Origin of the sequence: Sorangium sp. So ce176, assembly GCF_051519835.1 — a bacterium.
GTDB lineage: Bacteria > Myxococcota_A > Polyangia > Polyangiales > Polyangiaceae > Sorangium > Sorangium cellulosum_G.
In genome coordinates, this window is sequence record NZ_CP150371.1 from 695,602 (window position 1) to 717,559 (window position 21,958).

Annotated in this window: 18 protein-coding genes; 12 read left to right on the forward strand and 6 right to left on the reverse strand. The window is 71.6% G+C overall.

Going from position 1 to position 21,958, the window contains the following annotated elements; all coding sequences use genetic code 11:
- Positions 1 to 172: 172 nt before the first annotated feature.
- From WMF42_RS02650 to WMF42_RS02665, 4 genes are all read left to right on the forward strand, one after another.
- Positions 173 to 943, forward strand: coding sequence for a hypothetical protein (locus WMF42_RS02650; RefSeq protein ID WP_437689988.1), 771 nt, complete (start codon positions 173 to 175; stop codon positions 941 to 943).
- A 260-nt stretch (positions 944 to 1,203) separates the two neighbouring features.
- Entirely contained in the window at positions 1,204 to 2,493 is a 1,290-nt protein-coding gene (locus tag WMF42_RS02655) for a hypothetical protein (RefSeq protein ID WP_437689989.1), read from the forward strand.
- Positions 2,494 to 2,834: 341 nt separating this feature from the next.
- Positions 2,835 to 3,644, forward strand: coding sequence for a hypothetical protein (locus WMF42_RS02660; protein WP_437689990.1), 810 nt, complete (start codon positions 2,835 to 2,837; stop codon positions 3,642 to 3,644).
- A 109-nt stretch (positions 3,645 to 3,753) separates the two neighbouring features.
- Positions 3,754 to 4,152, forward strand: a complete 399-nt coding sequence (locus WMF42_RS02665) for a hypothetical protein (protein WP_437689991.1) — start codon at positions 3,754 to 3,756, stop codon at positions 4,150 to 4,152.
- Positions 4,153 to 4,604: 452 nt separating this feature from the next.
- On the opposite strand, the gene WMF42_RS02670 is transcribed toward WMF42_RS02665, so the two are convergent.
- A complete protein-coding gene (locus WMF42_RS02670) occupies positions 4,605 to 5,570 on the reverse strand; it encodes a hypothetical protein (protein ID WP_061605640.1) in 966 nt (321 codons plus the stop codon).
- A 388-nt stretch (positions 5,571 to 5,958) separates the two neighbouring features.
- Here WMF42_RS02670 and WMF42_RS02675 point away from each other — a divergent pair, with 388 nt between their 5' ends.
- Entirely contained in the window at positions 5,959 to 7,362 is a 1,404-nt protein-coding gene (locus tag WMF42_RS02675) for a hypothetical protein (protein WP_437689992.1), read from the forward strand.
- A gap of 67 nt (positions 7,363 to 7,429) precedes the next feature.
- Here WMF42_RS02675 and WMF42_RS02680 read toward each other — a convergent pair whose 3' ends face one another.
- Entirely contained in the window at positions 7,430 to 8,404 is a 975-nt protein-coding gene (locus WMF42_RS02680) for a tetratricopeptide repeat protein (RefSeq protein ID WP_061605642.1), read from the reverse strand.
- 465 nt (positions 8,405 to 8,869) lie between these two features.
- Here WMF42_RS02680 and WMF42_RS02685 point away from each other — a divergent pair, with 465 nt between their 5' ends.
- The gene (locus tag WMF42_RS02685) at positions 8,870 to 10,567 is read left to right on the forward strand and encodes a serine/threonine protein kinase (RefSeq protein ID WP_061605643.1); all 1,698 of its coding nucleotides are present in this window, start codon (positions 8,870 to 8,872) and stop codon (positions 10,565 to 10,567) included.
- A gap of 131 nt (positions 10,568 to 10,698) precedes the next feature.
- On the forward strand, positions 10,699 to 12,888 hold the full coding sequence (locus tag WMF42_RS02690) for a bifunctional alpha,alpha-trehalose-phosphate synthase (UDP-forming)/trehalose-phosphatase (RefSeq protein ID WP_437689993.1): 2,190 nt from the start codon (positions 10,699 to 10,701) through the stop codon (positions 12,886 to 12,888).
- A 16-nt stretch (positions 12,889 to 12,904) separates the two neighbouring features.
- On the opposite strand, the gene WMF42_RS02695 is transcribed toward WMF42_RS02690, so the two are convergent.
- Complete coding sequence (locus WMF42_RS02695) at positions 12,905 to 14,500, reverse strand: right-handed parallel beta-helix repeat-containing protein (protein WP_437689994.1); 1,596 nt, start codon at positions 14,498 to 14,500, stop codon at positions 12,905 to 12,907.
- Between the two features lie 337 nt (positions 14,501 to 14,837).
- Here WMF42_RS02695 and WMF42_RS02700 point away from each other — a divergent pair, with 337 nt between their 5' ends.
- Positions 14,838 to 15,443: a Maf family protein gene (locus WMF42_RS02700; RefSeq protein ID WP_063815823.1), complete on the forward strand. Its 606-nt coding sequence runs from the start codon at positions 14,838 to 14,840 to the stop codon at positions 15,441 to 15,443.
- Positions 15,444 to 15,474: 31 nt separating this feature from the next.
- Here WMF42_RS02700 and WMF42_RS02705 read toward each other — a convergent pair whose 3' ends face one another.
- Positions 15,475 to 16,509: a LacI family DNA-binding transcriptional regulator gene (locus WMF42_RS02705; protein WP_437689995.1), complete on the reverse strand. Its 1,035-nt coding sequence runs from the start codon at positions 16,507 to 16,509 to the stop codon at positions 15,475 to 15,477.
- Between the two features lie 245 nt (positions 16,510 to 16,754).
- Between WMF42_RS02705 and mgtE the strand changes: the two genes are divergently transcribed.
- Positions 16,755 to 18,089 carry a magnesium transporter gene (mgtE, locus tag WMF42_RS02710; RefSeq protein ID WP_061608915.1) on the forward strand — a complete coding sequence of 445 codons (1,335 nt, stop codon included), beginning with the start codon at positions 16,755 to 16,757 and terminating at the stop codon, positions 18,087 to 18,089.
- Between the two features lie 19 nt (positions 18,090 to 18,108).
- On the opposite strand, the gene WMF42_RS02715 is transcribed toward mgtE, so the two are convergent.
- On the reverse strand, positions 18,109 to 18,714 hold the full coding sequence (locus tag WMF42_RS02715) for a hypothetical protein (protein ID WP_155798472.1): 606 nt from the start codon (positions 18,712 to 18,714) through the stop codon (positions 18,109 to 18,111).
- Positions 18,715 to 18,969: 255 nt separating this feature from the next.
- Here WMF42_RS02715 and WMF42_RS02720 point away from each other — a divergent pair, with 255 nt between their 5' ends.
- From WMF42_RS02720 to purU, 3 genes are all read left to right on the forward strand, one after another.
- The gene (locus WMF42_RS02720) at positions 18,970 to 19,245 is read left to right on the forward strand and encodes a hypothetical protein (RefSeq protein ID WP_061609791.1); all 276 of its coding nucleotides are present in this window, start codon (positions 18,970 to 18,972) and stop codon (positions 19,243 to 19,245) included.
- 124 nt (positions 19,246 to 19,369) lie between these two features.
- Entirely contained in the window at positions 19,370 to 20,104 is a 735-nt protein-coding gene (locus WMF42_RS02725; protein ID WP_061609792.1) for a histidine phosphatase family protein, read from the forward strand.
- A gap of 203 nt (positions 20,105 to 20,307) precedes the next feature.
- Positions 20,308 to 21,201 (forward strand): formyltetrahydrofolate deformylase, encoded by an 894-nt coding sequence (purU, locus tag WMF42_RS02730; RefSeq protein ID WP_061609798.1) that lies wholly within the window; start codon positions 20,308 to 20,310, stop codon positions 21,199 to 21,201.
- A gap of 66 nt (positions 21,202 to 21,267) precedes the next feature.
- Here purU and WMF42_RS02735 read toward each other — a convergent pair whose 3' ends face one another.
- The gene (locus WMF42_RS02735) at positions 21,268 to 21,897 is read right to left on the reverse strand and encodes a hypothetical protein (protein WP_061609793.1); all 630 of its coding nucleotides are present in this window, start codon (positions 21,895 to 21,897) and stop codon (positions 21,268 to 21,270) included.
- Positions 21,898 to 21,958 lie beyond the last annotated feature (61 nt).

Sequence of the window (21,958 nt, forward strand, 5' to 3'; positions counted from 1 at the left end):
CGTCTTCGCGTCGCTCCCAGTGACGTTGAGCTCCGGATCTAGTGTTCGCTTCGCCGTTGTATGCAACGGTGATAATTACGAACGTCGCGGACCCTCCGGGCCTCTGTCTGCGTCGCCGTTCGACCGGAGGGATCTGCTTCCGTGGAGTCTCAAGATCGCTATTGGCGGCAGCATGCGCGGCGTGGAGATCGAGGCGGCGATCGCGTCGATGCAAGTCCTGCAGGACATCGAGGATCTCCTGATTCGCGTCTGCGCGCCGGAGGCGCATGTGCGCGTGAAAACCGGCGCGTGCGTGGACGTCGGGGATTGGGGCGCTCCCGTCGAGACGTGCGCGACCTACCACGCGGACGCCGCGTCGGTTGCGCGCGATCTCGCCCTCTCGTGGGTCCATCTGTACGACGGTGACAAGACAGCACTCACCGCGGGGATGTCGCTTGAGCTGCTGCGCGCGCGCATTGACGCCGCTCCGCATGGGGCCTGCGTCGGCATCGCAAGCGACATCGATCTCGTGCGCCAGCACATGCGGGTGGACTGGGCCACGGCGGCATCGAGAGAGACGCGGCCCACGCGCGCCGACGCCGCTCGTCGCGGAGCGCGCACCGCCATCGACGGGGACGCCGAGCTCACGCGCGAGACCGTCCTCAAGGCGCTTGATACACCTCCGCCCGTGCTTCTCGACGCGCTCGAAGCCTCTGCAGTGCCGGACGACGAGTGGCGCAGCGTCGAGTTGGCCGCCATGGAGACCATCGCAGCGACGAAGGCGGGCGCGCCCGCCTACGAGGCCGACCTCACCTCGCGCAAGCACGTCCGGTTCATCGAGCGCCACGCTCCCTTTCACGTCCGCCGCCTCCCGAGCGGCGGCGTGGTGCTGGCCACCCACCCCTACCGCACGCTCTGGCCGCTCTGGTCCGACGCGCTCTTCGTGCTCGGGCTGATGTCCTGACGCACGTCGTGCACGTTCTCCCTTCTCCGAACCTCATACCCCGGCCGCAGGCACCAGACGGCCCACCCCTCCCTGAGCGCGCGGAGCGCGCGATTAGGGAGGGGCGGACCGCGCGCAGGCGCGAAGCGCCGAGCACGGGCCGGGGGTGGGCATCCGCTCTCGCAGTTCCATGCTCTGCTCTCTCTCAGTCGTCCTGCCGGATTGACACCGAGGGATGGGACCCGGACGACCCGGGAGCGTACGCGCTCGGGGAGAGCGAGGTGCCGTGGGTCGAGGTGCCGGACATCGCGGAGGTGGACGGGGCGTTCGACGAGGGGAGGGACCCGTACGCGGCGTACGCGGACGCGGTGATCGCGGCGCTGGAGGCGGACGTGAGCGGCCGGGTGGTTGTCCTTCGGGCGGACTTCGTGGCGAACGTGAGGGCGTGGCGGGCGAACAGCGCGGCGCTGGAGATCGCGCTGCGCGACCGGATGGGGGTGTCGCTTTCGGAGACGAACGCGTTCCTGAAGGCGCAGACCCGGATCACCGGGCTCGTGCGGCAGTTCATGGATGCGTCGGACTGGTTCGAGGACTCGCCCGTGCCGCCGGACCTGCGGGCGCAGGTGGACACGGTGCTGAAGCCGCGGTTCGACGCGCTCGCGGACCAGATGAAGGACAGCCTGAACCAGTGGACGGGGGACGGGCTCGACCTGGAGCAGACGCAGCTCTACCAGACGATCAGCGCGTTTGCGGGGGCCATGTCGACGGTCGCGGAAGGCGTCGAGGCGTACGCGGGGGTGATGCAGACGCTGGTGCACGCGACGACGCGCATCGGGGTGGGGTTCGTGCCGGTGGTGGGGCCGGCGCTCGACCTGTGCGAGGCGGTGACGGGCAAGGCGTTCTGCCTGCCGTCGGGGCAGGAGCTGAGCGACGAGGAGCGGATCTTCTCGGGGGTGGGGTTCGGGCTCGGGGCGGTCGGGCCGATGTGGCGCGCGGTCAAGGGCGCCGGCGGGTTAACGCCCGATGCGATCCGCGTTGCCGAGGAGATCGCGCAGATGGGCGAGGAGCTCGCCACAGCGCTGCGCGAGCCCCGGCGCACATCGTACAAGACGCTGCGCGGGGCCGTCACGAGCGGGGTGATGAATGACTTCGAGAAAAAGGCAGCGCTCTATCTGATAAAGGAAGAGGGACGGGCCCTGATTGGGGTCGGCGACGACGGGGTGCGCAGGGTGCTCGGGATACCGTTCACCTCCGACATCAAGGGCGTGGCGAAAGCCCCCGACTTCGTGACGGTGACACGGGGGGAGAAGCTGGCCGTGAGCGAAGCGAAAGGTGGGACTACCGTCAACGTCACCGAAGAAGCAATTCCTCAATTGACGAACGCGATGAAGAAACTGAAGGATAAAAGACTCGACGGAGACGTTGCCAGAGTCGAGATCCTCGTCCAACGAGGGGCCACGTTGGAAAATAACTACGGCCCCAAAGACGGGTACTTGTTCAACAAGGTAACCGGCAAGACCGTCCAGATCGAAGGCTTTTCGCTCCGCTTCATCAAGGTCGTCAAGCTATGAATGAATCGGGCCCTGAATTTTACGCATGGTGTGACGAGGCCGACAGGTACGACGCGTTCGCGGCGGCCCTCTCCGCCCTTGCCTACCCCGGGGGAAGCTGCGACGTCAGGCTCTCGACGCTTGGAGCCTCTGAGGACTTATGGCGCCATGGCGTCCCCGTCGACGAGGCCCTCGCGGTGACACGTGCCGCCTTCACGACAGGGTCGGAGGTGCGTGCACAGTTCGGCGCGCGGTGGCCTTGGTTGGCCAGGACCGGCTTGAGTCTGGCGTGCTGGGGCGAAGCGTATGAACGCCGGTACCCCCACGGCCCTCTGCGTGTCGGGACGGGCGAGCGGAAGCATGTGTTTCCCGCCCGCCTCGCGATCGCCATCGGCAGCGGCGTGCGCTCCACGCAGGCCGAGGCAGCGATCTCATCGATGCAAGTCCAGCTAGAGATGGTGGAGATATTGCTTGGCCTGTGCGCACCCGACGCGCACGCCCGCGTCGTGGCCGGCGCGTGCACCGCTGTGTGGTGGAGCTGGCCCGCACCGCTCGAGGCATGCGCGACCTACCATGCGGACGCCTGGGTTGCGCGCGATCTCGCCCTCTCCTGGGCGCACCTCTACGACGGCGACATCGTAGGGCGCGCCGCGCGCTTGTCGCTGGATGCGCTCGCCGCGCGTGTCGAAGCCGCTCCGAAAGGAGCACGAGTTGGCATCGCGACCAACCTCGAGCGCATCGAGGAGCACGTTCTGCTGGATATTGAGGCGTCCCGATCGCGGACCGAACGGCCGACACGCCCCGACGCCATTCGACGCGTACCCCGCGCCGTCCTCCCGGGCGACGTCGAGCTCACACGCGAACAGGTCCTTCGGACGCTCTCCATCCCGCCCGTCACGCTGCTCGAAGCGCTCGAAGCTTCGGCGGTGCCGGACGATGAATGGCGCTCCGCCGAGACACGCGCGCGCGAGATCATCAAGGGGACGAAAGCCGGCGCGCCCACCTACGAGGCGGACGTCACCTCGCGCAAGCACGTCCAGTTCATCGAGCGCCACGCCCCCTACCACGTGAGGCGCCTTCCAAGCGGCGGCGTCGTGCTGGCGACCCACCCCTACCGCACGCTCTGGCCGCTTTGGGCGGACGCCCTCCTCCTGCTCGGTATCACATCATGATGTGAAGGATCTGTTCGCTCTGCGTCGCGGCTCGCGATATTCCATCGAAGCCGCTGTCAACCATCAGAATCGGGATACATCGTCTATGAACAATGAACATGGCGAAAGGATGGGCGAGCTCTCGCGTCTCGTTGAGCTGGTACTCGACATCGCAAAGAGTGCTCTGGAGGGACAGGGAACATTTCTCCCCGGTTCCATCGCGGTCGACGCCGCCGGGAAGTATGCCATCGGCGTGGCGCCGCACGGCGGTGTTGACGGCTGGACGCTTCTCACGACCGCGTTCCGGCAGCGCGCGGCGGCCGAGGACCTCCGAGCGGTCGCGCTCTATCGAGACGTACGGGTCCGCGAACGAGGTGCATCGGAGGACGTGGACGCCATCCATGTCGTCGTGGAGCTCGCCTCGGGCCAAGCGGTCCAGGTGTTCCAGATCTATCGCAAGAATGACGCGGGGGAGATCGTCTACGACCGACAGGAGATCGAGCAGGCACCCTCCGTCATCTTCAGATGACGCACCCCTCCCTGAGCGCGCGGAGCGCGCGATTTGGGAGGGGCGGACCGCGCGCAGGCGCGGAGCGCCGAGCACGGGCCGGGGGTGGGCATCCGCTCTCCCGGAACCGTCCTCCGCCGCCGCAGAGCGGTCCTCATCGACGGCCAACACCGCGGGGTGGGATCCGGACGACCCGCGGAGCTACGCGCTCGGGGAGAGCGAGGTGCCGTGGGGGGAGGTGCCGGACATCGCGGAGGTGGACGGCGCGTTCGAGGAGGGAGGGACCCGCAGGCGGCGTACGCGGACACGGTGAGCGCGGCGGTGAGCGGCGAGGCGGTGGTCGCGCGGGCGGACTTCGCGGCGAACGCGAGGGCGCGGCGGGTGAACGGCGCGGCGCTGGAGATCGCGCCGCGCGACCGGATGGGGGTGTCGCTGGCGACGACGCGCCAGCGTTCGGCGCGCTCCGGCGCGCCTCAGTCGATCGCCTCGACGCGGAAGCTCGACTGGACCAGGCGGTGCGGCCGGGCGCCGAGGTCGGCGACGTCGAACCCGAAGCCCGCGCCCTGGTGGTGAATGCCGCCCGACGTCGCGCCGCTCGGCATCTTCACCGACGAGCTCACCGTGACGTAGACCTTCGCGCCCTTGGCGAACGCGGCGGTCATCGCGAGCGCGCGCCCGGCGAGCTGCGCGGCGGCCTCGCGCGCCACCAGCGCCCAGAGCGCGGTGGCCCCGGCCGTCGACGAGAGCGCGCGCACCCCGAGCACCAGGCCGGCGCCGCTGAGCTGCACCTCGAACACAGCGCGCGCCGTCGCGGGCGTCTCCGACGAGCGCACCGCGTCCGCGATCACAGACGCGATCGTGCCGGCGGCGGGAAGATCCAGCCCGAGCGTCTTGTCCCGATCGCGCATCGTCTCGCGCAGCACCTCGCCGGCCCTGTCCATCGAGGTCTCGCGCCGCGCAGGCGGCGCTGTCGGCGCCGCAGCCGGCGGCGCCTGATCCGGCAGCACCCCGCGGAGCTGCCACACAGGCACGCCGTCGAGCCCCGCCACGCGCGGCGGACCCTCCGCGATCGGCGGACCGCCGTACTCGGTGGACGGCGCCGTGACGGGCGGCGCCGCGGGGCCCTCCAGCGGCGGGGCCGCAGCCTCCGGCGACGGCACCTCCCGATCGCGCCGGTCGCGGCGCGCCGTCCGCCCGAGCACCGGCGGCTCCGCCTCCTCAGGCGGACGACGCGCCGCGTCCGGCGGCGCGGCGCGCGCCTCCTCCTGCGTCGGCCGCAGCGGCTCGACCTGCTGCACCTCGATCTCCACCTCGCGGCCCGCGCCGCTCGAGCGGGCCACGAGCGCCGGCGCCGCGCTGCCCGCGATGCGCGCCAGCCCCGGGATGGCGGCGTGGAGCAGCGTCGCTGCGAGCAGGAAGCGGACCTCACGAGGGAGCAAGCGCCGAGCACCTTGGTGGGGGCGCGAAGGGGGTGCAAGTGCGCGTTTCATCGCCGCCGTGCTCGCCCAGGCGCTCGCACCCCACCCGCGCGCCGCGAGCAGATCCCGCGCGCTCCCCCGCTTCGCTGGGCGGCCGCGCTCGCTCACGCGTGATCCAGCAGGGCACAGAGTATTCCGATCTCCCTTGAATCTGCGGGCACGGCACGGTTGCCGCTTGAGCTTAGTACCGTGCTGGTCGATGCTCCCGCCGCCACGGCGCCTTCCGGGCTCGGCGGCAGGAGCAGAGACGCAGCGCGGCGCCGTCAGTGCAACGCGCTCCAGCACACGAACCAGCGCCTGGCCGGACAAGGTCGAGCGCTACGTCCCCGTTGTAGAGGAGGGGTATCGCATGAAGGGAAACGTGCGCGCTGACAGGTCGCCTGCGGACCTCTCGATGACGCCCACGCCGCCGCCCGTGACCGTGGTCCAGGATCCCCTGGAGGGCGGTCTTCCCCTCGGTCCGCCGCCCCTCGGCGCGACGCCCGCTCCGGAGGAGCAAGGGTTCCTCTTCGATCCGCCGCCCCTCGACGCGGCGCCCGCGCTGCAGGACCAGGGGTTCCCTCCGGGCCTCGACCCGGCGCTGGGCCCCTCGCCGCTCCACCTGGCCGGGGTCGCGCCGTACGGGAGCTGGGCCGCTCCCTCCCCGGACGAGCGCCGCGCCCGCCGGTGGCGCGCCCTCGGGGCGTTCGCCCTGGCCGCTGCGACAGTGATCTTCGTCGTCGTGCTCACCGCGCGCGGGATCGCCGCGCGCATGCCGGGCGCCTCCGCCGAGGCCTTCCGCGGCATGACGCCCGCCAGCCGCGCGCTCCTCGTCGCGTCGCGCGCCGCGCGCGACGGCGCCGCGGCCAAGGTGCTCGTCGCGCCCGAGGTGTTCGCCCGCTGGCAGGGGGCGACCCCGCCGCCCGCGATCCGGCACGACGGGTACGCGTCGATCCGCGGCGGCGTGCTCTTCACGCCGGAGTCGTTCCAGCCCGCCGGATCGAGCTACGACCTCCTGCTGCACTTCCACGGCAACACCCAGCTCGTCCGCGAGAGCGCCGAGATCGCCGGGCTGAACGCCGCCGTCGCCGTCATCAACCTCGGCATCGGCTCCGGGGCCTACGAGGACCTCTACGCGCAGCCGGGCATGTACGAGAGCCTGCTCGCGGACATCGACAGGGCGCTCGCGCAGCGCGGGCTGCCGACCCCGCGGCTCCGCCGGGTCGCGCTCTCGTCGTGGAGCGCGGGCTACGGCGCCGTCGCCAAGATCCTGGAGCTCCGCCGCGGCACCGAGACGCTCGACGCGATCCTGGTCACCGACGGCATCCACTGCGGCTTCGCCCCCGAGCAGCCGAGCGGGCTCAACACGCTGCAGCTCGCCTCGTTCGCGCGCGCGGCGCAGCGCGCCGCCGAGGGGCAGGTGCTGTTCACGATCACGCACTCGGAGATCGACCCGATCGCGTACGCCAGCTCCAGCGCGACGGCCAGCTACCTGCTCGGCGCGGCCGCGGGATACCCCGTCGAGCGCGCGATCGCGCTCGACGCGCCGCCGCACCTCCGGCTGCGCGCGGCCGAGGGCGCCGTCTCGAAGAAGCTCGAGAAGCACTTGATGCCGACAACGGAAGCGCACGTGGGCGAGCTCCACGTGCGCGGGTTCCGGGGCAACACCCCCGAGCACCACATGGCGCACCTGCTCCAGATGGCGTCGACCGTGCTGCCCGAGCTCGTCGAGCGCTGGAGCGAGGGCGGCGACCCCCGCCCCCTCGACAACTGAGGCCGACGCACAGCAAACCGGCGGCGCCGTACGAGCGCGCGCCCGCCGGCCAGCCGCCCGCCGCGCGTCAGCTCCGGCGCCGCGCCTCGTCGATCCAGGCCTTGATCGCCGCCGTCACCGGGTGATCCGCCCCGAGATCCGCCTCGGCGAGCGCGAGCGCCCGCTCGTACAGCGGCAGCGCCGCGGAGACCCTCCCGGCGGCGTGGTGCACCTGCGCGAGCCGGACCAGGGTCGGCCGGAGCGACGGGTGGGAGGCCCCGCCGAGCGCCTCCCGCGCGGCGAGCGCGCGCTCGTACAGCGCCGCCGCCTCGGTCGGATCGCCGAGCGCCTCCCGCGCGGCCCCGAGGTTGTGGAGGATCGACGCGACGAGCGCCCCCTCGGCGTCCGGGTGGGCCTGCTCGACGATGTCGAGCGCCCGCCGGAGCATCGCCTCCCTTTCGGCGGCCGGGCGGTCCTCCTCGAGGAACGTCGCCGCGTTGTAGAGCGTCTCCGCGACGAGCGGGTGGCGGTCGCCGAGCGCCCCCTCGCGCAGCGAAAGCGCCCGCTGGAAGAGCGGCGCCGCCTCGGCCCGCGCCCCCCGCCGGCCGAGCAGCAGGCCGAGCCGGTTCAGCAGCGCCGACAGCTCGACCGGATCCGGGTCGCGCATCCGGTCGTACCCCGCGAGCATCCGGCGGAACAGCGCCTCCACGTCCTCGGCCTTGCCCTGCCGCTCGAGGACGGCGGCGAGCTGCTCGAGCAGCCTCGGCAGCGGCGGGTCGGCGCTCGCCCCGGCCACCTCCGCGATGGAGATCGCCCGCGCGGAGCTCGCCCGCGCCTCCTCCAGCCGGCCCTGCGCGAGCTGCGCCGAGCTCAGCGCGTAGAGCGGCCCCGTGAGCTCGGCGTGCTCGGGGCCGTAGATCTCCTCGGCGATCCGGAGCGCCAGCGCGCACGTCGCCTCCGCCTCGGCGTGGCGGGAGGCGGCCAGCGCCGACGCCGCCTCGTCGAGTAGGCGCCGGTACTCTCTCCCCCTCCACCAGCGCCGCAGGGCGCGATCGGGTCGCATGCCCCTCTACTACCTCGCCCCCGGCCGTGGGGGCGAGCCCGCGCTGTGGGGGCGGGGACGTCCGGCGGACCGCGGCGGCAAGACGACGCACGGACGGTCGGAGAAGGGCATCGCGCGGACGCGGAGCGGTGTAATCTGCTCGCAGGATCTCGTGGCACGAAGGTGGGATGCGGACGCTCGATGCCAGCAACTGGCGGTTCCCGTGGATCGGGGCTATGGCGCACGACGCAGGGTGCAGCGCCCCCCGCACGGCGTGCCGCAGGGCCAGTCGGAGGGGGGAGGCGGCCTCGCGAACGGAGCGATCGAGGAAAGGTCGCCAAGGACTTTTCTTCCGTTTAGACTGCCTCGACGGCCCCACGCGTCGACGTCCCCCACGATCATGAGGTCCAGGCTCACGCATCGCGAGGCATCGATACCGAGGGGAGGGCTCGCCCGCGCCCGCACGGGGAAGGCGACGGAGTTCATATGAGTGCCAACGAAAACGTCGTCGATGAAGTAGCGCGCAGCGAGCCGATCGATCCGTTGCTCGGGAAGGTGCTCAACAGCAAGTTCAAGATCCTGTCCCAGCTCGCGACCGGCGGCATGGGCACGATCTATCGCGGCGAGCAGATCCCGCTCGGGCGCCCGGTGGCGATCAAGGTCTTGATTCCGAACCAGGCCTCGCGGCAGCTCGACCCGAACTTCCACAAGCGCTTCTTCCTCGAGGCGAGCATCCTCGCGCGTCTCCAGCACCCGAACATCGTCACCGTCTTCGACTACGGCCGCATCGAGGCCGACGATCAGGACCGGTTCTTCATGGCGATGGAGTTCCTCGAGGGCGAGACGCTCTTCCGGCGCGTGCGCCGGCAGGGGCGCCTCCCGCCGCCCGAGGCGATGCGCATCGCGCGGCAGATCGCGCGCGGGCTGCGCGAGGCGCACAAGCACGGCGTCGTCCACCGCGACCTCAAGCCGTCGAACATCATGCTCGTCTCCAACGAGGACGCGGAGGAGGCGGTCAAGATCCTCGACTTCGGCCTCGTCAAGCAGCTCGGCGACGACTCGGAGGAGCTGACGCAGCAGGGCGCGTTCCTCGGCTCGCCGCGCTTCATGTCGCCCGAGCAGATCTCGCACGGCAAGGTCGATCTCAGGACCGACATCTACTCGCTGGGCGTGATCCTCTACCAGATGCTCTGCGGGAAGGTCCCGTTCGAGTCCGAGAAGTCGATCCAGATCCTGATGGCGCACCTGCAGCAGCCGGTGCCGCGCATGAAGGAGCGGAACCCGGACGTCGACATCCCCGAGCCGCTCGAGGCGCTCGTGATGCGCTGCCTCGCGAAGGATCCGGACGGCCGGCCCGCGACGATGGACGCCCTCATCCAGGGCCTCGGCGAGTGCGCGCGCGGCATGGGCGTGACCACCGCGTTTGGCGGCACGCAGATCACCTCGTTCGAGTCGCTGCCCGGCGTGCAGATCTCGTCGCGTTCGTCCACGGTGCAAGCGCTCAAGGAGGCGGTCACGCTCCCGGCGCCGGACGACGACGCGAGCGGCCGCACCTCGGGCGTCGGCACGGGCCCGGGAGGCGTGGCGGCGGCCGCGACAGATCCGTCGAAGGGCGGGGCGGGCGCGCAGGACGCGCGCCCCAGCGGCGGGCGGAAGGCGGCGATCCTCGCCGCGATCGGGGCCATCATCGTGGCCGCGGTCGTCTTCGTGCTCACCCGCAGCCCCGCGCAGAGCGAGGCGACGACGCCGCCGCCCGAGCCGGCGCCGGCGCCGACGCCGACCGCCGCGGCCAACGAGCAGAAGGGCGCGCCCTCGTTCATGCTCATCATCGAGTCGATCCCGCCGGGCGCCGAGGTGCTCGAGGACGGCAAGTCGCTCGGGCAGACGCCGCTCCAGCTCTCGATCGAGAACGAGCAGGTGCGCGCGGCGCCTCGCCGGCTGACGCTGCAGAAGGAGGGCTTCCAGCCCTACTCCATCGTGCAGGGGCCGTCCGAGATGTCCGTGCAGACCGTCGCGCGGCTCGCGCAGGTGTCGGCGCCGCCGAAGGTCGAGGAGCAGCCGTCGCAGGGCTCGGGCAGCAGCAGGAGGAACTGGGGACGGCCCCGCGCGCCGACGCCGCCCCCGCCCACGTCGAAGCCGACCGCGACCGAGCCCTCGGCGCCGTCCATCCGGATCGACCGGTAACGATCAGGAAGCGCCCGACGTCGAGCATCGGCGCGTCCTGATCGCGCTGCGCTCGACGGCGCGGCGCGCCCCTGATTTCGCCGCGCTGGACGGCGCGGCGAAGGGGCGATGCGCTAGCTTCCTGGCTGCGCATGTCCCGCCTGCTCATCGTCTCGAACCGCCTCCCCGTGACCGTCCGCGCCGAGCAGGGCGACGTGTCCGTCGTGCCCTCGACGGGCGGCCTCGTCACCGCGATCCGGGGACCGCACGAGCGCCACGGCGGGCTCTGGCTCGGCTGGCCGGGCGACGTCTCGCGCCTCGGCGAGGAGCAGCGCCAGGAGCTCGAGGCGCAGCTCGAGCAGCTCGGCACCGTCCCGGTGCACCTCACCCCGACCGAGATCAGCCACTACTACGACGGCTTCTCGAACGGCGTCCTGTGGCCGCTGTTCCACTACCTGGTCGAGAAGGTGCACCTCGACGCGCGGCGCGACTGGGAGAGCTACCGCGCGGTGAACGAGCGCTTCGCCGACGCTGTCGCCGCCCGGTACAGGCCGGGGGACAGGGTCTGGATCCACGACTACCAGCTCACGCTCGTGCCGGCGATGCTGCGCCAGCGCATCCCCGACGCGCGGATCGGCTTCTTTTTGCACATCCCGTTCCCCGCGGCCGAGGTCTTCCGGACCCTGCCGTGGCGGGAGCAGGTGCTGCGCGGCATGCTCGGCGCCGACGTCGTCGGGTTTCACACGGCGTCGTATCGGTACCACTTCGTCTACTCCGCCGCGCGCGTGCTCGGCCTCGATCCCGACCTCGAGACGCTCGCGTACGAGGGGCGGAAGGTGCGGCTCGGCGTCTATCCGGTCAGCATCGACGTCGACGAGTTCGTGCGGCTCGCGCGGGACGAGGACGTCCGCGCCGAGGCGCAGCGCCTCCGCGCGCGCGCCCAGGGGCGCAAGATCGTGCTCGGCATCGACAGGCTCGACTACACGAAGGGGATCCCGCGGCGCATGCTCGCCATCGAGCGCTTCCTGGAGCGCGAGCCCGAGCTGCGAAGCAAGGTCCGGTTCATCCAGCTCGCGGTGCCCACGCGCGAGAAGGTCGACGCGTACGCGGACTTCCGGCGGGTCGTGAACGAGCTCGTCGGCCACATCAACGGCGCCTACGCGACGCTCGACGACGTCCCGATCCACTTCCTGCACAGGTCGATGCCGATGGCCGAGGTGGTCGCGCTCTACCTCGCGGCCGACGTGATGATGGTGACGCCGCTGCGCGACGGGATGAACCTCGTCTGCAAGGAGTACGTGGCCTCGCGGCTCGACGACACAGGCGCGCTCGTGCTGAGCGAGTTCGCGGGCGCGGCCGCCGAGCTGATCGAGGCGCTCCCGGTCAACCCGTACGACATCGACTCGGTGGCCGCGACGATCAAGCAGGCGCTCGTCATGCCGCCGTCCGAGCAGCGCGTCCGGATGCAGGCGCTCCGGCGCCGCGTGGTGACGCACGACGCGCACCGCTGGTCGCACCGCTTCCTGAGCGATCTCGAGCGCGCGTGCGCCGCGGCGCCCGCGGTGGGCGCGGCGCGGCGGCGCACCGACGCGCCCCAGCTCAACACGATCGCGAGCGCGCGCAGCGCGCCGTCGCTTGTCGTGATGCTCGACTACGACGGCACGCTCGTCCCGCTCGCGGCGATGCCCGAGCTCGCGCCGCCGGACGAGGAGCTCATCACCGATCTGCGCGATCTCGCGGCGCGCCCGCGGACGCAGGTGCACGTGGTGAGCGGCCGGCCGCGCGAGGACCTCGAGCGGTGGCTGGGCGAGCTGCCGATCAGCCTCCACGCGGAGCACGGGTTCTTCTCGCGCGCCGCGCCCGGCGAGCCGTGGGTCGCGCTGCGCGACGCCTCGCTCGACTGGAAGCCGAAGGCCCGCGACGTCCTGCAGGGCTTCGTCGACCGCACGGCGGGCAGCTTCATCGAGGAGAAGGTGGTGTCGATCGCGTGGCACTACCGGAGCGCGGATCCGGAGCTCGCCAGCCAGATGGCCCGCGAGGTGCCCGCGCAGCTCGAGGAGCTGCTGCGCGAGAGCGATCTCGAGCTGATCCCTGGGCGGAAGGTGCTGGAGGTGCGGCTGCGCGGGGTCAACAAGGGGGCGATCGTGCCGCGCGTGCTGTCGACGGTGCCGCCCGACGCGATGGTTGTCGCGCTCGGCGACGACAGGACCGACGAGGATCTGTTCGCGGCGCTCCCCCCGACGGCGCTCACGGTCCACGTGGGCGGCGGGGAGAGCTCCGCGGCGTTTCAGCTGCCGGATCCGGCCTCGGCGCGGCGCCTGCTGCGCGCGCTCGTCGCGTGAGCGCGCGCGCTGGAGCTCACGCCCTCGGGCGGCGGCCGCGCCGGAGGGCGGCGCCGACGAGCGCCGTCGCCGCGGCGAGCGCGGCGGCCGCGCCGCCGGACGAGCCGCCCGCGAGCGCCCCGCCGACGGTGCACGAGCCCGCGTGGCCGGCGCACGGGGCGTCCGCGTCCGCCGCGCCGGCGTGCTCCTCCGCGGCCGCGTCGCAGCCGACCACGTCCGCTTCGCCCTCGGCGACGTCGCGCTCGAGGTCGACGTCGTCCAGGCCGATCTCGCTCGCGTCGGCGCGCATCGCGCTCACGAGCGCCACGGGGCCGGACCCGTGCTCGTAGGCGCCGATGTCGATGGCGCCCGCGGACGGCCGCGACAGCGCCTGCGCAGCGCGCGCCGCGCGCGTCGGCGTGAACCGCGGCGCGGCGAGCGGCCGCGGGAAGGGGTGCCCGGCCGGGCTCGGCGTCCACCCGGCGCCGGCGTTGACGAGCGGGCTGTTCGCCGACGGGCGGAGGTCGAGCGCGCCCACGTCCGCGAAGCCGGGGTCGGCGCCCTGGAGCGTGCCTGTCCACCCCGCGGGGATCGACGAGGAGCCGCTCGGGACCCAGTTGTTCGCGCCCGCGATCAGCGCCTTGCCCGTCGCCCAGCTCGCCGACCGATCCACGTAGACGTCGACGCCGCCGCCGCCGGACCGATAGAACACGTTGTTGCTCATCTCGACGCTCTCGACGCCGTCGAACATCCGGATCGCCACGTTCGAGCCGGGGGCGAGCAGGAACGTGTTGTTGACGAACCGGAAGCGGCCGAACGTCTGCCCCGTCCCGTCGCCGCCGACGCGCGCCACGAAGTGCTTGCCGGTCTTGCGGAAGACGTTGCCGACCACGTCGGAGTCCTCGCGCGCGAGCCCCTCGTCCTGGCCATCGGGCCCGATCAGCTCGATCTCGTGGTATTTCGCGCCCTCGATCCAGTTGTAATAGATCTCGTTCCGCTCGGCGCGGCTCTTCACGTTGTTGCCGCCGTTGCTGTCGTGCACGTAGCAATGCCGCATGCGGAACACCGAGCCGAGGCGCGTCTCCTCGTCGGTCGCGATGTAGATGGGGTGTCGCGTGTCGCCGGAGCCGCAGGCGTAGACCTCGACGTACTCCAGGGTGAACGAGCCCGACTCGGAGTCGGCCCCGAGGATGCCGTGACCTGGGCAGTCGTGCACCACCGCGTCGCGGATCGTGACGTCGTGCGCCCGGTTGAACACGCAGCGGCCAGAGCCCCCGGTGATCTCGAAGCCCTCGAAGACATAATGATTGCCGCCGAACACCACCGTGTTCGTCCCCCCGGATAGCACGGGACGCCGGCCGTTCACGCGGACGCCGCGGATCGTGATCTTCTGCGACTCGGTGCCTGATTTCTTGAAGATCAGGTCGCCGGGGTAGGTCGCGTTACCCTCGACCTCGACGACGTCGCCGGCAGCGAGGCGGGGGGCGACCTCCGCGAGGGTCGAATAAGGCTTTCCTCGGCCCACCTCGTATGTCGCCGCGCTCGCCGGGGAGGCGGTGAGCAGCGCCGAGAGCCCGAGGGCCGGCGCGACGAGAGAGAGCGTCAGGAGGTGCCTTGTGTTGAGGTGCTGCATCGCCCCAATCTCGCGTGCTGTGGAGTCAGGGCGCAAGCAGCTTTTTAATGAAATGCATGATGGGTAATTAGGGATACGCCTTACGACAAGCAGTCTCTGCCAGTCCTTCGATGTCGCCCGGCGTTCTCCCCATTGCCGACTCTCCCTGCCCGCGGCCGCGCTCGAGGGAATGCGGGTAAAAGAGAGCGAATCGCGGCGCAAGCACGAAGAGCGCCAGTCGCATGCGAGCGGCGCTCGGCACGGTAATTGGATGTGAACATGGGATGTGATTGGAGGAGCCGCGCGGCGCCGGCGGTTCTCCTCGGCACGCGCGTCGTTCCATGCCATGGATCCGGCCATGTCCCGGATTGTCCTCGCCTCCACGTCTCCCTTCCGGCGGGCGCTCCTCGATCGCCTCGGGCTCGCGTACGAGGCGCTCGCGCCGGCGTTCGACGAGATCGCGCCCGGGGGGCTGCCGCCCGCCGCGTGCGCGCGCCTGTTCGCGGAGGGGAAGGCGCTGAGCCTCGCGCCGGCGCGCCAGGACGCCCTGATCATCGGCGCCGATCAGGCGCTCGAGCTCGACGGCGAGCTCCTGCGCAAGCCGGCCACGCTCGACGAGGCGGCCGACCAGCTCGGGCGGCTGGCGGGGCGCGTCCACGCGCTCCATACCGCCGTCGCTGTGCACGCGCCGCCGGGCGTGCCGCCCGCGCCCGGCGACCAGCGGACGCTGACCGAGGTCGCGACAGTGGAGCTGCGCGTGCGCCCGCTCGGCCGCGCGCAGATCCGGCGCTACGTCGAGCTGGATCGGCCGATCGGCAGCGCCGGCGGGTACCTCTTCGAGAGGCGCGGGCCGTGGCTGTTCGACGACGTGCGCCACGCCGACGAGACGGCCATCGTGGGGCTGCCGCTCGTCCCGCTCTGCCGCCTGCTGCGCCGCTTCGGGGTCGACCCGCTCGACGCGTGAGCGCGGGGGCGTCTCGGGGCTGCGCGCCCCCTCAGCGCGCGCAGCCGCAGGAGCGGCGGACGATGAGCTCGACAGGCAGCCGGGACCGCGGCTCCGCGACGCCGCGCTGGATGAGCTGCACGAGCTCCCGGACGGCGAGGCGCCCGACGAGCTCCGTGGGCGCGCGGACGGTCGTGAGCGCCGGATCGAGGTGCCGCGCGGGGCTGATGTCGTCGAACCCCACGACGGACACGTCGGCGGGCACGCGCATGCCCTCGCTCCGCAGCGCGTCGATCGCGCCGATCGCGGCGCCGTCGCACCAGCCCACGACGGCGTCGAACGGCGCCCGCTCGCGGAGGAGCGCGACGGTCGAGGCGCGCGCCTCCTCGGCGCTGAGGCCGCCGCGGCAGAGCTGCGGGTCGACAGGGACGCCGTGGCGCGCGAGCGACTCCCGGTAAGCCTCCTCGCGCCGCGCCGCGTCCTCGCTGCCGGGCCGGCCCCGCAGGAACGCGATGCGCCGGCGGCCGTGCGCCTCGATCAGGTGATCGACCGCCGCCCGCACGCCCGCCTCGTTGTCGATGACGACGCTCGGCAGCGCCAGGCCCTGCGGCGACGATCGATACAGCAGCAGCGCCGGGAACCCCTCGGACGAGAGCCTCCTCAGGCTCGGATCCCCCATGGCGCCGCCGAAGATCAGGACGCCATCGGTGTTGTGCCGCCCGAGCATCCGCCGCTGCGAGCCCTCGGACCGCAGCGCGATCAGGAGATCATATCCCTCGTCCGTCGCCGCGGCGGCGACGATCTGGAGGAAGCTCGACATGAAGTCGGTGCTCACGGCGGGCAGGAGCAGGCCGAGAGCCCCTGTCTTGCCCTGCGCGAGGCTCCGCGCCGCCGCGTTCACCACGTAGCCGAGATCGCGTATCGCGGCGAGCACCCGCTCGCGGGTCTCGGCGCTGCACTTGCCACGATCGTTGAGGACCCTGCTGACCGTCGCCGGAGAGACCCCGGCGTGGCGGGCCACGTCCTCCATGCGCACCGACGGCCGCAGGCCGGCGCTCGTCGTGACCGCCTCAGACGAAGATTTCATGTACATCGACAAGCCAGCCTGAAGGCAAGCGCTTGCATCCTAGGGCGCGCGGCCGATTCCTGTCAAACCGGTTCAGGGCACGTCGGTACAGTTCGGCTGTCAGGGAAAAGTTCAAGTATCACCGTGGCGCGCGCGTTGCTACCGCTGTGGATCGTCGTTCGAGCCTGACACGAGGCCCTTCCGACTGAGCACCTTCTGCCGGGCGTCGCCCACGCGGCGGGCCAGGCGCTCGATGAGGTGAGGCGATGGTGGAACGCCCGCCCTCCAAGGGGGCCGAGACGATCACGGCAGCCGAGCTGTCCATGTCGTGGCCGGACCTCGGGAGCGAGGAGCGCGCGCAGGCCTATCGCCGCCTCCGGCGCGAGGACGCGGAGGACTTCTTCCAGGGTCTCTCGTCCGCCGACCAGGCCGCGCTCCTCGTCGCGCTCACGAAGGGCGAGCGCAGGCTGTGGCTCCGCCTGCTCGCGCCCGACGACGTGGCGGACATCCTCCACGAGGCGCCGGCGGGGGAGCAGGAAGAGCTCCTCTCGCTGCTCGACGAGCCGACGAGGCAGGAGGTGAGCGCGCTCCTCGCGTACGCGGAGGACGAGGCCGGCGGGCTGATGAGCCCGTGGTTCGCGCGCGTGCGGCCGGAGGCCACCGTCGACGAGGCGATCGCCTACCTCAAGCGGCAGGCGCGGGATCACCTGGAGACCATCTATTACGGCTACGTGCTCGACGCCGAGCAGCGGCTGCTCGGGGTGGTGTCGCTGCGGCAGCTCATGATCGCGCCGGGCTACAGGCGCGTGAGCGACGTCATGAAGACCGACGTCGTGGCGGTGACCGAGGACGTCGACCAGGAGGCCGTCGCGCGGCGCTTCGCGGAGCACGATCTCGTGGCGATCCCCGTCGTCGACGGCGAGGGGCGCATGAAGGGGATCGTCACCGCCGACGACATCGTGGACGTCGTGGAGGAGGAGGCGACCGAGGACATCCAGAAGCTCGGCGGCATGCAGGCGCTCGACGCGCCGTACCTGCGGACTCCGCTGCTCAGGATGCTCGGCAAGCGCGCCGGCTGGCTCTCGGCGCTGTTCCTTGGCGAGCTGCTCACCGCCACCGCGATGGGGCATTACGAGGACGAGATCGCCCGCGCGGTCGTGCTGGCCCTGTTCGTGCCGCTCATCATCTCGAGCGGGGGCAACTCGGGCTCTCAGGCGACGACGCTTGTCATCCGCGCGATGGCGCTCGGCGAGATCCGGCTGGCCGATTTCTGGCGCGTCTGCCGCCGGGAGCTCGCGTCGGGCCTGGCGCTCGGCGGGATCCTCGGCGCGATCGGCTTCGCGCGCGTCGTGGCCTGGGAGGAGCTGTTCGGCTCCTATGGCCAGCACTACCGGCTGATCGCGCTGACGGTGGCGATCAGCCTGGTCGGCGTCGTGACGTGGGGCACGCTCTCGGGCGCGCTCCTGCCGTTCGTGCTCCGGGCGCTGCGCTTCGACCCGGCGAGCGCCTCGGCCCCGTTCGTCGCGACCCTCGTCGACGTCTCCGGCCTCGTGATCTACTTCAGCGTGGCCGAGCTGCTGCTGCGGGGCGTCCTGCTGTGAGGCGGGGCGCGCCGCCGCGCTACGGGCTCACGCGCGACGCGAGGTAGCTGGACGCGGCCTCGCCGATGATGCGCGCGTCCTCGCGCCAGCGGCCGCCGCTCGTCAGCTTGTCCTCGTCGGCCCTGCTCAGGGACGTCTTCGGGTTGGGCGACGCCGTGCGGCTCGAGAGCTCGACCTCGTCGAGCACCTTGCCGTCCAGCGTCGTGATCCGGAGCGTCAGGATGATCTGGCTGGGGGACGAGGAGACGACAGCGAAAAAGCCGGGGTTCATGTAGCTGACATAGGGCCTGAGCACGAACGGACCGGACGTGGGGTCGCTGACCTGCGCGACCTCGATGCCGTGGTCCCTGGCGCCGGCGATCAGCTCCTTCGCGAACTGCTCGTCGATGGACGCCTTGTCGCTCACGAAGCGCCGGTGCTCTTCCTTGTCCTTGCTGGCGAGGTACCTGTCCTCGGGCTCGTCGACGATGCGGAGGTTCACGAAATCGATGGGCAGCAGGGCGAAATACCGCTGGCCCACGAACGGATCGGGGTTCGCCTGGGTCACGACGCGCCAGCGCGGCGCGCACCCGGCGAGGGCCGCGGCGCCGACCAGCGTGGCCGCGATGAAGCTGCGACGGTTCATGAGGGGCTCCTTCAGGGGGCCCGCCTTGTAGGCCATGTCCGCGCGCCCTGGCAAGGGCCGCCCGGCGCGCGGCGCGGCCGCAGGCGGGCCGGCGGCCGCGCGGGCGCGCTCCGACCCGGACGGGGCGGGCCTTCGCGGGAGCGGCGCGCGCCGGCGCGTCTGTGCAATGGGCGGACATGACGCGAGCTGGCCTGTGAGATGCAATGGTCATCTCGGACGAGCGATGGGTGTTCCATCGATGTTGGAGGTGAGCACATGATCCCGCACTTCGTGGCTGGTCTCTTCGGCCTCTGGCCTTTCGTGGTAGTTCCGGTGCTCGAGGTCGACCCGCCGGGGAACGCCGGCAGCGGCGCCGATCCGGGGAGCGCCGGCGAGAGCGCTCCGCGGTACGTTTATTCGATCTCGTGCGTCGAGGGCAGCACGGGGAGGAAGTCCTTCAGCACGGAGGACGAGTACTGCAGCGCCCTGCGCGGCGAGCAGGTCTGCTCCGAGAGCGCGGCGTTCTTCGCGTTGCTCCAGGGGTGTCCCTGAGCGGGCCCGCGCGGCGAGGGCACAAAGGCTTGACATCCGAGAGGCGCCTTGCTCTTCCTAGCGGGCGCGGATCGCCCTCGCGGCCCTCCCGTTCGCCAGGTTGCGCGCCTCGGAGGCTTCTATCGTGACGAACCTCTACCTCATCCGGCACGGAGAAGCGCTCGTCAACGTCAACCATATCGTGGGCGGGATGCGGGGGGACACCGGGCTGACGCAGCTCGGCGTGCTCCAGGCCGAGCGGCTGCGCGACCGGCTGGCCGCGACGCGCGAGCTCTCCGCCGATGTCCTGATCGCCAGCACCTTCCGCCGGGCGCAGCAGACCGCCGAGATCGTCGCCCCCGCCCTGGGCCTGCCGCTCACGCTCGACGACGAGGTGCAGGAGCTCCGCCCCGGCGAGGCGGACGGCATGCCGGTCGGAGAGGCGATGGTGCGCTACGCGATCGATTTCGAGCGCGAGCCGTACCGCCCGGCGAGCCCCGGCGGCGAGAGCTGGGCTCAGTTCATGCTCCGGGTCTCCGTCGCCCTCGACCGCATCACCCGCGAGCACGAGGGCCGGACGATCGCGGTCGTCACGCACGGCGGCTTCATCGACGTCGCGTTCCTCCATTTCTTCAAGATGAACGCGCTCTCCTTCCCGGTCGCGCACTTCGCCACCCGCCACACCTCGCTCACCCACTGGCAGCGCCGGCGGCGCTGGGGTCGAAACGAGGCCTGGCACCTCGTCTATTACAATGACAGCGCTCACCTGCGCGACGTCGAGCGGACTGTGCGCATCCCCTGGGCGGAGCTCTCCACGCTGGCTCCCAGGATGGTCGATGAAGCCGGGCCGCCGTCCTCGGAGAGCGGCGAAGGCGTCTAGCGCGCGCCAGGGGCGCGAGGGGCCTCCGTCTCGCCGCGCGCGCGTTCCCCGGCCGCCGCGCGTCCCGCCGCGCAGCGGCAGCCCGCGCGGCGGCTGGGCCCTGCGTCTGAGGCGCACCGGCGCGCGCCCGCGACGGTCGGTGGCGGCCCGTCGCCCTGCGCGGCTTGCACCGCCGCCGCCGGGCGAGCTACATGACCCGCATGATGGGTCCCGTTCACGCAACCTTCCTCATCGCCGCTCCCGATCAGCCCGGTCTCGTGGCGCGACTCGCGGGGTTCTTCTACGACATCGGCCTGAACATCATCGACGCGAGCAACCACACGGATGCGTTCACGGACGAGGGACCCCGCTTCTTCATGCGCCTCGTCGTCGATCTGTCGGGCCTCTCCTCGCCGGCCGCTGTCACCGCCCTGGGCGGGTCGGCCACCCGCAGCGCGATCGAGGCCGCGTTTCGCGAGCTCGCCACGTCGCTCTCGGCGCGATGGTCGGTGGACTACAGCGATCGCGTCTCCAAGATGGCGATCCTGGTCACGAGGGATCCGGCGTGCCTTTACGACCTCGTGCTCCGGCAGCGCGCGGGCGAGCTCCGCTGCGAGATACCGCTCGTCATCTCCAATCATCCAACGCTCGAGGCGGTGGCCGAGAGCTTCAGGATCCCGTTCTTCTGTCTCCCGATCACCCAGGAGACGAAGCGCGAGCAGGAGGCCCAGGTCCTGCACCTGCTGAAGAAGCACCATGTCGATCTCGTGGTGCTGGCGCGTTACATGCAGATCCTCTCCGAGCAGATGCTCGATGACGGCCCGCCGGTCATCAACATCCATCACGGGTTCCTCCCCGCGTTCCAGGGGGCGAAGCCGTACCATCAGGCGCACGCGCGCGGGGTGAAGCTCATCGGCGCGACGGCGCACTATGCCACCCGGGATCTGGATCAGGGGCCGATCATCGAGCAGGACGTCGCGCGCGTGAGCCACCAGATGGGACCCGAGGAGATGACGCGGGTCGGGCGCGACGTGGAGCGCCTCGTCCTCTCGCGCGCCGTGCGGGCGCACCTGGAGCGGCGGGTCATCGTCGAAGGCCGCCGGACGATCGTCTTTTAGGGCGGCGGTCAGAGAGAGCGGGGTGCGCTCTCCCCGGGAGCCCGGGGAGAGCGCGCTGGTGGGGTGTTACGGGTGGTGCTGCTGGCCCATCGCCGAGGTCTGGCCGGACGCGAAGGCCCCCGCCTGCCCGACGCCGAGCTGGCCGATCATGGCGCCCTGCTGGCCGACGCCGAGCTGCCCGATCATGGCGCCCTGCTGGCCGAAGGTCGACTGCCCGATCATGGCGCCCTGCTGGCCGACGCCCGATTGCCCGATCGCGGACTGGCCATAGCCGGCCTGTTGACCCGATTGCTGGCCGGCATAGCCGCCCACGCCGGTCTTCGACGGGAACTCGCCCTTGCTCGGGCCGAAAGAGCCCTTGCTGGGGCCGAGCTTGCTGGGGCCGAGCTCACCCTTGCTCGGGCCGAAAGAGCCCTTGCTGGGGCCATACCCGAGCTTGCTGGGCCCGAACTCACCCTTGCTCGGGCCGAAAGAGCCCTTGCTGGGGCCGAGCTGACCCTTGCTGGGGCCGAGCTGGGCGGTACCCATCGTGGCGTATCCGCCCCTCGCCCCCTCGAGCGCCTGCTCGGTCGACTCGACCGCCTCGTCATCGAGCTCGGTTTGATCGAAGTCCGCCTCGTCCGCGCCCACCGCGCAACCGGCCGCCAGCGCGGCAAAGAGAAACGCAGGCACCAGCATCTTGCTATGCATCGACATGATTGGTCCCCCTGATGTCCGCGAGGGCCCATGAGGCCCGGACATCTCGGGTTCACCATAG